The following is a 13,583-nucleotide window of genomic DNA, read 5'->3' on the forward strand; positions in this document are numbered from 1 at the left end:
GGGACGTGACCGAGCAGGGTAGCTGCCGCGCCCTCGGGCGGCCGCTCGGCGCACGGCACGTCGTCGTCGGCCCCGGTCCTCACCGTCCCGCGCGCACCGCGTCCAGCCCGTGGAGGAACTGCAGACCGGGGTGGTAGGTGAGGTCGTGGTCGGACTCGTACAACACCAGCATGACGGGCCCAGAGGCACGCGCGAACACGACCTCGGGGTCGTCATCGGCGAACAGCGGCTCGATGCCGAGCTCCCCGGCCAGATCATCGGGCAACTCGTGGCCGCGCACGGTCTCGGCGACGTCGTCCCCCAGGCGATGTTCCTCGTCGGCGAGCTGGTCGAACGCCCGCACGCTGTGGTCGGGCGGCACCAGCTCGTCCTGCAGCCCGTGTGCGAGGTAGACCGGGACGCCACCGTCGCGGGCACCGTCGAGGTGCGCCCTGGGGCTGCGGTGGAGGCACGCCTCCTCGGCGGCGGGATCCTCCGAGGGGTCTCCTCCGCACGACGACTCGAGCCACTCGGCGTAGTCGTCCTCGGGGAACTGCTCGGCGGTGTGCCGGTGCCAGTCCACGAGGTCGTAGTTGGCCGCCCAGGCGACCGCACCGGACACGCAGTCCCGATGTCTTCCCGCCAGCAGGAGCGCGAGCATCCCGCCGCCGGAGAACCCGATCGTGTAGACGCGCCCGGGGTCGACGCCGCCCTCCTCGACGGCGAAGTCGATGGCATCCACCACGTCCTGCACGGCGAGGTCGGAGCCGGTTGCCTCGGGATTGTCGTTCGCGCCGCGGAAGTCGGGATGCAACAGCCCCCAACCCTGCTCCTGCGCCCAGCGTCCGAACGGGATGTCGAGGTGCTGCAGGTAGGGCGTGCTCCAGGTGTGCAGCGCCACGAGCAGTGGCGCGCCCTCGTCGGAGGGAGGCAGCCACAGCAGCGGTTGCTCGGCCCCGTCCGCGCTCGAGGTGATCGTGACGTCCTCGATGCCCGGCACCTCCTCCTGCCATCGCTGGAGCCCCTCGGCGCCGAAGTCGTCGACGTAGTCGCTCGCGTCGCCGACCCCCTCGAGACGGGGTGCCTCGGCGGCCGCTTCCACGATGGCGGCGGCATCGGGCGGAGCGCCGTCCGGCCCGCGTGCATCGCCTTCCGCGGCCTCGTCGCCCGCCCCGGGCGTCTGCCCGTGCGGGCCGTCCCCGCCGTCGGCATCGCACGCCGCGAGCACCACCGCGGCCGCGACGACGGCGGCGGCGAACCCACGGCCCGGTCGACGGCGGCGGAGGGGACGCGGGTACATCGAGCTTCCTGGTGTCGACGTCTTCCCGGGATACGGGCGGAGCCGTGACCCCGCCGGCCGGGACCCCCGACGATCGACCCTCCGGTGCGCTGGTGGCACGGGTGCAGGTGCGAAACGTCGACCGGGGGCCGGCACGAGCCGACCCCCGGTCTGTGCGCGTAGCCCCGACGGGATTCGAACCCGCGTCACCACCTTGAAAGGGTGGGATCCTAGGCCGCTGGACGACGGGGCCCCGATGCGCGGGCGGGAGGCTATCGCGTCGAGGGGGACGGCGGCGACGCGCCGCCGCGGCGCTCCCGCACCACCGAGTCGGGATGCACCTCTCCCGGCCGTCGCGAAAGGGTGCGCGTGCCGAGGCTCCAGGCGGGGACGCGCCAGGCCGCCTCGACGACGACACGTCGCGACAGCTTGCTCGCACCCTCGCGTCGTTCGACGAAGGTGATGGGCACCTCGCGGATGGTGAACCCGGCGCGCCAGGCCCGCAACGCCGTCTCGACCTGGAATGCGTACCCGTCCGAGGTGAGCTCGTCGACCGCGATGGCCTGCAGGACCGCCGCCCGGAAAGCGCGGTAGCCGCTGGTGGCGTCGCGGACCGGCAGGCCGGTCATCCCGCGGACGTAGCGGTTGCCCCAGGTCGAGAGCGCCAGCCGGCCCGAGGTCCAGCGTCGGACGTCGCCTCCCGCGACGTAGCGGGAGCCGATGACCACGTCGGCCCCGGCCAGCGCCGACAGCAGCGCCGGCAGCTCGGCCGGGTCGTGTGACAGGTCGGCATCCATCTCGACCAGGACGTCGTAGCCGTGATCGAGTCCCCACCGCAGCCCGGCCCGGTAGGCGGGTCCGAGGCCGGCCTTCGCCGGCCGGTGCAGCACGTGGACGGACGTGTCCGCCGCCGCGAGGGCGTCGGCGACGTCGCCGGTGCCGTCCGGGCTGGCGTCGTCGACGACCAGGACGTCGGGTGCGGCGGCCCCGGTGCGCACGGCGGCGACCAGTTCGGCGATGGTGCCGCGCTCCTCGTAGGTCGGGACGACGACCAGCACGCGCGTCATGCCACCGGCTCCCGGGTCCTGGCCCCGGCCAGGCGACGCTGCCCGAACGCCAGGAGCAGCAGCAGGAGCACCCCGACCCTGGTGGCCCAGCCGACGACGTCGCCGATGACGAGGTAGGGCGTGAGCCCGTCCACGAGCGGCACGTCCATGCGGATGCTGGTCTGGGTGAACAGCGGGGTCGTCTGTTCGACCTGGCCGTCGGGTCCGACGAACGCCGACGCGCCCGACAGGGCCGCGTGCACGACCCACCGGCCGGTCTCGACCGCCCGCAGCCGACTCTGGGCCAGGTGCTGGTAGGGCTCGGCACTCTCGCCGTAGGAGGCGTCGGTGGTGGCCGCGATGATGATCCGCGCCGGCGTGTCCTGTGCCAGCACGTTCGTCCGCGTCACCCCGGTGAACAGCGTCTCGAAACAGATGAGCACGGCGACGGGGACGTCGCCGACCTCGACCAGGTGCGGTTCGGGGTGCGGCAGGATGTCGCGCGGGATCTGGCGCAACGGCGGGAACCAGTCGAGGTAGGTCCGCATCGGGATGTATTCCCCGAAGGGCACCACCCGGCGCTTGTCGTAGCGGCCGACGGGCGCGCCGTCCCCGTCGACGAGCAGCTGGGTGCGCCAGAATCCCGTCCGCGGATCGGGACCGTCGAGGTTCATCCCGGCCAGCAGGTACCGCGACGTCGCCGCCGACTCCTCGAGCAGCGGCAGGAACCGGGCGCCCCGCTCGGTGAAAGGATCGGTGTCGATGCTCGCCTCGGGCCACACGGTCAGCTCCGGCGGCGGACCGCTCTCCGTAGCCGCGAGGGTCTGGTCGCGCATCTGGGTCGTGATCCGCAACGACGGCTCGGCGACGTCCTCCTCCCAGTGACGGATGTCGTTGCCCTGCACGGCCAGGACGTCGAGGCTGCCCGTGCTGGCGGGTGGCTCGATGGTCGCCAGGACGGACACCAGCAGCGCGGCGACCAGCACCAGCACCGGCACACGGGCACCGGCGACGGCGTGCTCGACCGGCCCGGACTCGCGTGCGAGCAGCCCCTGAGCGGTGTCACGCACCACGACGTAGGCGGCCGCGCCGATCAGGACCACGAGCAGCGTGATCCCACGGCCGCCGACGAGCCGGGCGACCGGCATCAGCCACGAGCCGTCCACGTGCGCGTAGGCGATGGCGCCCCAGTCGAAACCGTTGAGCGGCCAGATGGCCCGCCAGGCCTCCACACCGGCCCATCCGACGGCGGTGGCCACGGGCAGCCAGACGCTCCGCAGCAACGGCCGGACGACGACGGCGAGCACTCCGAAGAAGGCGGCCTGCACGGTGGCGAGCAGGCCCCAGGCGAGGTAGCCGGCCGGCAGGACCAGCCACGACAGCATCGGCGCGAAGGTCGCCAGGCCGCTGAGCAACCCGAGCCGGAACGGTCGGGGACGCCGGCCCTGCGCCCGCGCGGTCGAGACGTCGTGCTCGAGTGCGGCCAGCAGCAGTGCCGGGGCGAGGAAGCTGACCCACCACCACGCCAGCGGCGGGTGCGACGCGAGGACCGCGAGCCCGGCGGCCGCCGCGAGCGCGGGAGCCACGAGCGGGGCCACGGCCACCGCGCGCGGCTTCAGGCGCAGTCGCGACAGAACATGCGCTCCGGGTCGGCGAGCTGGGTCTCGAGCTTGGCCATGTAGCACGAGCGGCAGACGAACTCGCCCTCGCGGACGCCGTCGATCTCGTCGTCGTCGTCCTCGTCGTCGTCGCCCGCCACGGCAGCGACGATCTCGTCCTCGTCGTCGTCGAAGGTGACGGTCGCGGGCAGGGCCGCGACCTCTTCCTCGTCGTCGTCGCCCTCGTCGTCGGTGGGTGTCGGGACGGTCAGTTCCTCGTCCCCCTCGAGCGTGTCGTCCTCGAGCTCCTCGTCCCCGTCGCCGTCGAGGTCGTCCTCGAAGGCATCGTCTTCGAGAACGTCGCCGTCGGCGTCGTCGTCGGCGAAGGCGTCGTCGTCGACCTCGGTCGCGTCGACCTCGTCGAGGAGGACCTCGTCCTCGCCGGAGGTGCTCTTGCGCGCTGCCACGGACGTACTCCTGCGCCGGTCCAACGTCCTGGACGGGACGTGCGGGCGCGCTTCGTACCAGAGCGCCACCCCGCGCGCAAGATGATCGCGGCGGTGGCACGTACTCCGGAGGGTCCGGCCGCTGACGGCTCGGACCCTCCGGATGATCGGGCGTGACACGCCGCCGTTGGGGCCGTGGCGCGATCGGTACGGCTGACCGGCCACGTTGTCTACTGAGCGGGTGCACGCCGCAGCGTGCAACTTCCCAAGAGGGTCCTCGGCCGTGGCGCCGGGGAACGAGTCCCGCGGTCCGCCTCGGCCGGCCGCCCACTCCCCTGGAAGGTCCGCAGCGCCGCCGCTGGAAGGCAAGCAACCAGCGAGGGCGCCCGCCGTCAAGCGGATCGCGGCGCGTGACCGGCCGGGTTGCGCATGCCGCGCGGTTGCTCCACGGAAGGTGCACGAATCGAGCGGATGGCCGACACGGCGCCGCGGGATGTGCTCAGACCTCGCGGCCGGGCGCCACGGGCAGGGGCGCGTCGCCGTGGGCGACGCGACCGTTGACGACCGTCAGGATGCACCTGGCGTCCCGGGGATCGTCCGCGGCGTACGGGTCGCCCTCGAACGCCGCGAGGTCGGCGCGCATCCCGGCGCGCACGACGCCGACCCAGCGTTCCTGGCGGGCCGCGTGCCGTCCCCCGAGGGTGGACATCGAGACGGCCTCGAGTCGGGTGACCTCGTGCTCGGGATGATGTCGGTGCTCGGCCGCCCACACACTGCCCCACGGATTCATGGTGGTGACGTTGGTGTCGGAGCCGAAGGCCAGACCGATCCCGCGGTCGGCCAGCGCACGATACGGATTCGACCAGGCCGCACGCTCCGGGCCCAGTCGCGAGGCGTACATGCCCTCGCTGCCGCCCCAGCGGTGTTCGAACATCGGCTGGGCGGAGACCACCAGTCCGAGTTCGGCCAGGTCGTCGAACAGGTCGGGCGGGAGCACCTCGCCGTGCTCGAGGCGGTGACGCAGGCGTCGGATCTCGTCGGTGCCGCCACCGTCGAGACGGTCGGCGACCGCGCGCCAGCAACGCACGACCTGGCGGATCGCGGCGTCTCCGATCGCGTGCACGCCGGTCTGCAGGCCGGCGCGCGTGGCGTCCTCGAACCAGTCGGTGAGCGTGCCGTCGTCGAGTTCGAGGTGTCCCGAGGTCGCCGGTCGGTCGGCGTACGGCGCGCACAGGGCGGCCGTGTGCGAACCGAGCGAGCCGTCGAGGAACAGGTCGCCACCGGCCTGGCGCAGGTCACGCGCAACGGGGATCTCGAGGTCCAGACCGCCCCAGTAGGGCAGCACCTCGATGGGCCAGTCCCCCGTCACCCAGGCGTCGAAGTCGTCGAGCCCCATGACGTCGGGTCCGCCCATCTCGTGGACGGACGCCACGCCGAGGGCGGCCGCGTGCAGGACCGCGGCCCGCCGTGCGGCGTCGAGCTCCTCGGCGGCCATGGCGCCGACGCTCCAACGACGCACGATGTGGTTGGCCTCGCGCCGCAGGAGTCCGGTCGGCACCCCGTCGGCATCACGTTCGACGCCCTCGGCACGGGCCAGCGGCGCCGACGCGAGCGTGTTGCGGTCCACGAGGCTCGCGTGCCCGTCGACGCGCGAGAGGAACAGGGCCGCACCCGCTGAGGCCTCGGCCAGCTGGTCGGGATCCGGCAGCCGGTCGGGGTAGGTATGGGGGTCGAAGCCGTGACCCCACAGCACCCGGCCGGTGTGCTGGCTGGCGTAGCTGCCGACGGCGTGCAGCAGCTCTTCGCCGCTGCGTGCGCCCGACAGGTCCAGCCCGGTGAGGCCGAGGCCCGTGGGCGTCAGGTGGACGTGGGCGTCGACGAAGGCAGGGCCCACCACACCGCCGTCGAGATCCAGCCGGTGCTCGTGGGGCGGTGCCTGCCGCGGGTCGTCGCCGACCCACACGACCCGGCTCCCCCGTACGAGGACGGCCCGCGCGGCCTGACGGGCATGTCCCAGCGTGATGACCCGATCGGCGACCAGCAGGGTCCCGCGCGTCGGGGACGGGGCGCGTCCGACGTTGGAAGGCGTGTCCACGGGGGCGCTGCGACCTCTCGGATGTCGGCGGCGAGCCGGCGTGCCCGGCGGCGGATGCCGCGATGGTAGGCACCGCGGCGCACGGATGCCGTCATCGGCTGCGTCACAGGGCGCGGCTGGCTCCCCCCACCAGGACGAGCAGCAACCCGGCCAGGACGAACAGTCCCAGCGAGGTCAGTGGACGCCGCACGGACACCGGCCGTTGGCGGGCCTCGTCGACCAGGCTCAGCACCGCGAGGTGGATCGCGCCGAGCACGCAGCCGACCACGAGCCCGAGCAGGACCCCGATCAGGCCGGATCCCCCCGGGGCGCCGATGACCCCGAGACCGGCGGCCGCGACGATGCCGAGGACGGCGCCGGCGCCGACCAGCCGCAGGGCCGACCGCATGCGCCGGCGGTCGTGGGACCGACCGTCGGACTCGGTGGCGTCAGCCACGGGAACCGGTGAGCTTGCGTCCGATCACCAGCCGCTGGATCTGGTTGGTGCCCTCGACGATCTGCAGCACCTTCGCCTCGCGCATGTAGCGCTCGACGGGGAAGTCCGTCGTGTAGCCGTATCCGCCGAGGACCTGCACGGCGTCGGTCGTGGTCTGCATCGTCGCGTCGGTCGCGAACAGCTTGCTCATCGCCGCGACCTTGCTCACGTCGTAGCCGTGGTCGCGCCGGTCCGCGGCCGACTGGTACAGGGTGCGCGACGCCTCGGTGCGGGTCGCCATGTCGGCCAGCATGAAGCTCACGCCCTGGAACGAGGCGATCGGCTGCCCGAACTGCTCCCGCTCCCGTGCGTAGGCGAGCGCGGTGTCCAACGCCGCCTGTGCGACCCCGGTGGCGCACGCCGCGATGCCCAGGCGACCGCCGTCGAGCGACGCCATCGCGATACGGAACCCGGTGCCCTCCTCGCCGCCGACGAGCCGGTCGGCGGGAACCGGCGCGTCGTCGAACACCAGCTGCGCGGTCGGCGACGCCCACATCCCCATCTTCTGCTCCGGCGCGGCCACCGTCAGCCCCGGCTGGTCGGCGTCGACGACGAACGCCGAGATGCCGCGCGCACCCTCGCCCCCGGTGCGCGCCATGACCAGGTAGCGGTCCGCGATGCCGCCGTGGGTCACCCAGGCCTTGACCCCGTCGAGGCGGTAGACCTCGCCGTCGCGTCGCGCGACGGTGGTCATCGCCGCGGCGTCCGACCCCGACCCGGGCTCCGACAGCGAGTAGGCACCGAGCATGCGCCCGGTCACCAGGTCGGGCACGAGACGCCCGCGCTGCTCCGACGTCGCATGGGCCTCGATGCCCCAGGTCGACAGGGTGTGGACCGACAACCCGAGCCCGAGTGCGAGCAGGCCCCGCGACAGCTCCTCGACGACCATCAGGTAGGTCGCGAACGGCAGCCCGGAACCGCCGACGTCCTCGCCGAACGGCAGGCCGGTCAGGTCCATGCGTGCGAGTTGGTCGAACAGCGGACGCGGGAACTCGTGCGCCTGCTCGTACTGGGAGGCCTGCGGCGCGACGGCCTCGCGGGTGAACCCCTCGACGAGTTCGAGCAGCGCCTGCTGCTCCTCGGGAAGACGGTGGATCATGATCCCTCGGTCGTTTCGGGACGGTGGCGGGCGGTGTCGGGGGTCAGCGACATCAGCACGCGCCGGGGGACGTAGCCGAGCGCCTCGAGGAAGCGCTGCCCGCCCTCGTTGTCGGCGGCGACGGAGATCTCCACGACCGGAACCCGGGTCTGCTGCGCCCAGGCCTGGATGCCGAGCAACAGGGCTTCGCCGACGCCACGTCGGCGCGCGTCGGCGCGGGTGAAGATGGGGCCGACGGTGCAGCCGGTGGGGCGCAGCGTGCCGGCGGCGTAGCCGAGCGCGCGCCCGTCGTCGGCGTCCGCGGCGAGCCAGAAGATCCCGCCCTGCGGCAGCGGGGCGTTGCCGGGCTCGCCGTACAACGACTCCTGTTCGGTGCGGTACTCGATGGCCAGCGGCCGGATCTCCTCGATCCGGGCGCGACGGACCTCGACCCCGCCTGGCGTCTGCGTCATCTGCTCTGCCCTCTGTCGCCGTCGGACGCGGTGGTCAGCACACCACGATCCCGCGCGGGCGGTGGTTGACCCGTTCGACGCCGTCCTCGGTGACGACGACGATGTCCTCGATGCGGGCGCCGTACCGCCCGGGTACGTAGATCCCCGGTTCGACGGAGAAGGCCATCCCGGACGTGATCGGTTCGCGGTTGCCACCGACGATCCAGGGCTCCTCGTGCTCCTCGACCCCGATGCCGTGCCCGGTGCGGTGGATGAACTGCTCGCCGTAGCCGGCGTCACGGATCACCGAACGGGCCGCCTCGTCGATCGACTCGGCGGTGACGCCGGGGCGTACCGACTGCACGGAGGCCTCCTGGGCCGCCTCGAGCACCGCGTGGAGCTCCGCGTAGCCGTCGGGAGCGTGTCCGAGCACGTAGTCGCGGGTCATGTCCGAGCAGTAGCCGTTGCGGGTACCGCCGATGTCCACCACGACCGCGTCGCCGGTCGCGAGGACCCGGTCCCCCGTCTCGTGATGCGGCGAGGCGCCGTTCGGTCCGGACGCCACGATGACGAAGTTGATCTCGTCGTGGTCTTCGAGGATCAGTTCCCCGATGTCACGTCCGACCTCGGCCTCCGTGCGGCCCGGTCGGAGCAGGTCGGGGACGGCGGCGTGCACGGCGTCGATGGCCGCGCCGACGTCAAGGAGCGCCGCGATCTCGGCCTCGGTCTTGCGTAGCCGCAACTCGCGCATGATCCGCGAGCCGGGCACCCAGCTGGCCGTCGGCATCGCGTCCTGCAACGCCAGGGTGAACGACGTCCACAGGCGGTCCTGCAGCGCCAGGCGACCGGTGTCGGCACCGGTACTGCGCAGCAGCTCGCGTACCAGCGCGATCGGGTCGTCGGTCTCGCCCCACGGTCGCAACGGTGCGACCCGGTCGGCGCCGCTGTCCTGCGCACGGGCCGCCTCGAGCCCGGGAACGACCAGCGACGGCTCGCCCTCGGCGGGGACGACCAACAACGTCAGTCGTTCGAGCGGGAGCGCGTGGTAGCCGACGAGGTAGCGCAGGTCGGCGCTGGGACCCACCAACAGGGCGTCGACACCCGCGTCCCGCATGGCCTGCTGCGCACGTACCACCCGCTCGGTCGCCGGGTCGACGCTGGCTTCGCTGGTCACCGTTCCTCCTCGTTCGGGCGCCGAGTCTAGGCGCCGACAGGGAGGGCGTCGTCCGGCGGGAGCGCGAGCGGGAGAACACGGGCGGACGTCGGATCAGAGCTTGAGGCGCAACACCCGGTGCAGCAGGTCGAAGCTGGCCGGGGTGCGCCCCAGGACCTCGCCGTCCGCCTCGACGACGAGCGGACGATCCGCAGCCACCTCCACGCGGGTCGACTGCCATTCGCGCACGTCGCTGCGGCCGAGATGGGTCCCCTTGCGCAGCTGCGGGGCTGCCCGCAGGACGTCGATGGGCGCGCCCCCCCACGACTGCACGTTGAAGAGGTCGTCGTAGGGCAGTGCCCGCGGCGCCACCTGCAGGCCGCCGCCGAAGAACTGTCCGTTGGCGACCACCACGTTGCACAGCGGTTCGGTGCGCGTGCCCTGGTCGACCGTGACGGTCGTGTCGACGCGGCGGAAGCGGACGACCGCCCCGACGATCGCGGCGGCGTAGCGGGCCGTGCCGAGCCGCCGCGGAAGTCGGTTGGCCAGCGCGGTCACCGAGCCGCCGTAGCCGGCCTCGGCGACGTTGGCGAACAGCACGGTCCGCGGCGTCCCGTCGGGCCCGACGAGGCGGACCCGGCCGAGGTCGATCGGCAGGGTCTGCTCGCCGAGCAGGTGGTCGGCCATCACCTCCGGAGCCCGATCGAGCCCGAAGGTGCGCACGAAGTCACAGCCGGTACCACCCGCGACCACCCCGAGCACGGGATCGTCCCCGCGCACGGCGCCCGTCCCCGCGTCGACCAGGCCGTTGACCACCTCCTGCACCGTGCCGTCGCCGCCGACGGCGACCACGTAGCGCCGCCCGTCGTCGACGACCGCTGCGCGTGCGAGCTCGGTGGCGTGACCACGTCCGTCGGTGACGACCACGTCGTGTGCCAGTCCGCGGGCATGGAGTGCGGCCGTCAGTCGCGGCAGCACGCCCTCGCGGCCGCCACCGGCACTCGGATTGGCGATGAGCAGCGGCGGACCGAGCGGTGGGGACACGGGGCGGGCGACTCCAGACGAGGGAGGCGGGAGGGTAATCGTCCCGCCGGACCCCCGAGGACGATCGCTCAGGCTTCGACGATGCCGCGCCGCAACGCGTCGACGGCGTCGGCCGCGTTGGTCGACAGCGGGTCCCCGCCGACGCTGCGCAGCTGCCCCACCAGGTCGGCGACCTGCTTGACGTTCCGAACGAAGTCGCCGCCGGTGAGGTCGAGACCGCCGAGGGCCTCGTCGAGGTCGTCGCCGGAGGCCCAGCGGTAGGCAGGCGCGACGAAGCCCGCGTCGAGGTCACGGAGCGGGCGGACGCCGGCGTCCCGTTCGTGGCCGCGCAACTCCTCGGCGAGCTCCTGCAGTTCCTCGACGGCCTCGTAGATGGCCAGCGTTGGTAGTTCGGGCCGCTCGGTCGGGTCGCCGCCGCGTGGCTCGTAGAGGAACAACGACGCGATGCCGGCCACCTCGGCGGGATCGAGGTCGTCGAGCACACCGCGACGGATCGCCTCGGCCACCAGCAGGTCGACCTCGCTGTAGATCCCGGCCAGGCGCAACCCCTCGTCGGTGGGGGCGATCCCGTCCTCGGCGTCCTCGAGGTAGCCGAGTCGGGTCAGTACCCGCAGGATCCGATGGAGCTGACGCACCAAGGACCCGGTCGCGCGCTCGATCGAGCGGCGCAGCGTCGCGGCCTGGTCGAGCAGGTCGTCGGCCCGGTACTGCCACCGCTCGTGCTCGGCCCGGTCCGGGCAGCCGTGACAGGGGTGCAGGCGCACCTGTTCGCGCAGCTCCCGGACCTCCTCGGACGGCCCGGCGTCCGCCGGCCGCGGGGTCGGGCGCTGCTCGTCGTCGATGCCCGGCGGTTCGAGGCCGCGCAGCAGCAGCGCGATGTCGCGGCGGTATTCCTTTTGGCGCGGGTTGCCCTTGCCCGGCAGGCGGATCCGCTCGACGGGCACCGGCGGTCCGTCGAGTTCGCGCGGGCCGACCTTGGTCAGCGCACGCTCGTCGGTGACGACCTGCAGCAACGGGGTGCCCTTCTTGGTCATGTGCACCCCGACCACCGCGACCAGCCCGCGTCGACCGGTCCAGGGCAGGTGCAGCACGTCGCCGGGCGACAGGGCCGCGATACCGGCGCGGACCTGGTCCTCGGCCGCTCGGCGACGCGCCTTCGCCTCGCTCTTCTCGAGCCGGCTGAGGGAGCGACGCAGGTCCCAGTACGCCGCCCAGTCCCCCAGCTCGCAGGTCAGGTGCCGGCCGTAGCCGGCCAGTGCCTCGTCGAGCTCGGTCAGCTTCTCGGCACTGCGAACGACCGACTCGTCCGCCTCGAACTGCGCGAACGACGCGCCGAGCAGCGCCTCGGCCTGGACCAGGTCGTGGCGCCGCAGCAGGTTGACGGCCATGTTGTACGACGGCGCGAACGAGCTGCGAAGCGGGTAGGTGCGGGTGCCGACCAGCCCGGCGACGGTCGGGAAGTCGAGGTCGCGCTGGTAGAGCACCACGGCGTGGCCGACGGTGTCGATCCCGCGCCGGCCGGCACGGCCGGTGAGCTGGGTGTACTCCCCCGGTGTGAGGAGCACGTGCGACTCGCCGTTCCACTTCTCGAGCCGCTCGATGACGACCGTCCGGGCCGGCATGTTGATGCCCAGCGCCAGCGTCTCGGTCGCCACGACCACCTTGAGCAGCCCGCGCTGGAACAGGACCTCGACGGTCTCCTTGAAGGCGGGGACCATGCCGGCGTGGTGCGCAGCGATGCCGTCGAGCAGTGCGGCCCGCCAGCGGTCGAAGCCCAGCACCCGCAGGTCGCCGGCCGGCAGGTCGCCCAGCATCGTGTCGACCGTCGCGGCGATCTCGTCGCGTTCGTGGCGGTCGGTCAGGCGCACGCCGGCCTGGGTCAGTTGCGCCACCGCGTCCTCGCAGCCCTGCCGCGAGAAGACGAACAGGATCGCCGGGAGCCAGCCCCGGTGCGCGAGTTCCTCGACGACGTGGGGTCGCGACGGCCATCGCAACCGGACGTCGGGACCCATGCGCCGGCCCTTGTTGCTGACGCGGTTGCGCGTGCGCGCCCGACGTTCGAGCATCACCACGTCGGGATTGGGGACGCCGCCCAGTGCCTGGGCCGCCCGCTCCCGGTGCTCGCGGCTGGCGCCGCCCTTGCGGCCGGCGCGGAAGGTGTCGTAGACCTTGTCGTTGACGAAGTAGTGGTGACGGAGCGGGACGGGACGCGCCTCTTCGATGACCACCTCGCAGTGATCACGCACCTCGTCGAGCCAGCGGCCGAACTCCTCGGCGTTGCTGACGGTGGCCGACAGCGCCGCCAACTGCACCGACGACGGCAACTGGACGATGACCTCCTCCCACACCGCGCCCCGCGAGCGGTCGGCGAGGTAGTGCACCTCGTCGAGCACGACGTGCCGCAGCCCGCGCAGCGTCGGCGAGGCCTCGTAGATCATGTTGCGCAGGACCTCGGTGGTCATCACGACGACCGGCGCCTCGCCGTTCACCGACCGGTCGCCGGTCAGCAGGCCGACCTTGTCGTCGCCGTAGCGCTGGACCAGGTCGCGGTACTTCTGGTTCGACAGCGCCTTGATGGGGGTGGTGTAGAAGCACTTGCCACCGTGGTGGAGGGCCTCGTGGCAGGCGAACTCGCCCACCACCGTCTTGCCGGCGCCGGTGGGAGCGGCGACGAGCACGGATCGTCCGCCCAGCAGTGCCTCGATGGCACGCACCTGGAAGTCGTCGGGCGCGAACCCCAGCTCGTCGAGGAAGCTGGCCACCACCGGGTCCTCGAGCACGGGCCGCCGAACCTCGTCGTCGTGCGCCATGGCGTCGGCCACTGTCGGTTCCCCTGGCTCGTCGGACGTGCCGCGCCACACGGGCGGCGGCCACGCAAGGCTAAGGGCTGGTGCGGACCGGTCGCGACCGGCGGCACCGACACCCGGCCGGCCCGAGG

11 protein-coding genes and 1 tRNA gene are annotated in these 13,583 nt (G+C 73.0%); all 12 read right to left on the minus strand.

Translation table 11 applies throughout. The features are described 5' to 3' along the window. Nucleotides 1–79: 79 nt before the first annotated feature. Nucleotides 80–1,279 (minus strand): alpha/beta hydrolase family protein, encoded by a 1,200-nt coding sequence (locus tag ACERMF_RS07795; RefSeq protein WP_373668490.1) that lies wholly within the window; start codon nt 1,277–1,279, stop codon nt 80–82. A gap of 159 nt (nt 1,280–1,438) precedes the next feature. Then, nucleotides 1,439–1,511 (minus strand) — tRNA-Glu (locus tag ACERMF_RS07800). A gap of 19 nt (nt 1,512–1,530) precedes the next feature. Next, nucleotides 1,531–2,325 (minus strand): polyprenol monophosphomannose synthase, encoded by a 795-nt coding sequence (locus tag ACERMF_RS07805; protein WP_373668491.1) that lies wholly within the window; start codon nt 2,323–2,325, stop codon nt 1,531–1,533. After that, nucleotides 2,322–3,902 carry an apolipoprotein N-acyltransferase gene (gene lnt / locus ACERMF_RS07810; protein WP_373668492.1) on the minus strand — a complete coding sequence of 527 codons (1,581 nt, stop codon included), beginning with the start codon at nt 3,900–3,902 and terminating at the stop codon, nt 2,322–2,324. The genes ACERMF_RS07805 and lnt overlap by 4 nt, the downstream gene beginning before the upstream one ends. Before the next feature lie 17 nt (nt 3,903–3,919). After that, on the minus strand, nt 3,920–4,369 hold the full coding sequence (locus tag ACERMF_RS07815) for a hypothetical protein (protein WP_373668493.1): 450 nt from the start codon (nt 4,367–4,369) through the stop codon (nt 3,920–3,922). 478 nt (nt 4,370–4,847) lie between these two features. Then, complete coding sequence (locus ACERMF_RS07820) at nt 4,848–6,443, minus strand: amidohydrolase (RefSeq protein WP_373668494.1); 1,596 nt, start codon at nt 6,441–6,443, stop codon at nt 4,848–4,850. Nucleotides 6,444–6,546: 103 nt separating this feature from the next. Then, on the minus strand, nt 6,547–6,879 hold the full coding sequence (locus ACERMF_RS07825) for a hypothetical protein (protein ID WP_373668495.1): 333 nt from the start codon (nt 6,877–6,879) through the stop codon (nt 6,547–6,549). Next, a complete protein-coding gene (locus tag ACERMF_RS07830; RefSeq protein ID WP_373668496.1) occupies nt 6,872–8,017 on the minus strand; it encodes an acyl-CoA dehydrogenase family protein in 1,146 nt (381 codons plus the stop codon). Before ACERMF_RS07830 ends, ACERMF_RS07825 begins: the two co-directional genes overlap by 8 nt. Continuing rightward, on the minus strand, nt 8,014–8,469 hold the full coding sequence (locus ACERMF_RS07835) for a GNAT family N-acetyltransferase (protein ID WP_373668497.1): 456 nt from the start codon (nt 8,467–8,469) through the stop codon (nt 8,014–8,016). The genes ACERMF_RS07830 and ACERMF_RS07835 overlap by 4 nt, the downstream gene beginning before the upstream one ends. A 34-nt stretch (nt 8,470–8,503) precedes the next feature. Then, entirely contained in the window at nt 8,504–9,622 is a 1,119-nt protein-coding gene (locus ACERMF_RS07840; protein ID WP_373668498.1) for a M24 family metallopeptidase, read from the minus strand. A 93-nt stretch (nt 9,623–9,715) separates the two neighbouring features. Then, entirely contained in the window at nt 9,716–10,645 is a 930-nt protein-coding gene (locus ACERMF_RS07845; protein ID WP_373668499.1) for a diacylglycerol kinase family protein, read from the minus strand. A gap of 68 nt (nt 10,646–10,713) precedes the next feature. Further along, nucleotides 10,714–13,467 (minus strand): DEAD/DEAH box helicase, encoded by a 2,754-nt coding sequence (locus ACERMF_RS07850; RefSeq protein ID WP_373668500.1) that lies wholly within the window; start codon nt 13,465–13,467, stop codon nt 10,714–10,716. Nucleotides 13,468–13,583 lie beyond the last annotated feature (116 nt).

The organism is Egicoccus sp. AB-alg6-2 (genome assembly GCF_041821025.1).
Lineage (GTDB): Bacteria > Actinomycetota > Nitriliruptoria > Nitriliruptorales > Nitriliruptoraceae > Egicoccus.

Coding starts and splice junctions, on each gene's coding strand:
- ACERMF_RS07830 (WP_373668496.1), bottom strand. CDS start 8,017: ATGATCCACCGTCTTCCCGAGGAGCAGCAGGCGCTGCTCGAACTCGTC.
- ACERMF_RS07795 (WP_373668490.1), bottom strand. CDS start 1,279: ATGTACCCGCGTCCCCTCCGCCGCCGTCGACCGGGCCGTGGGTTCGCC.
- ACERMF_RS07835 (WP_373668497.1), bottom strand. CDS start 8,469: ATGACGCAGACGCCAGGCGGGGTCGAGGTCCGTCGCGCCCGGATCGAG.
- ACERMF_RS07805 (WP_373668491.1), bottom strand. CDS start 2,325: ATGACGCGCGTGCTGGTCGTCGTCCCGACCTACGAGGAGCGCGGCACC.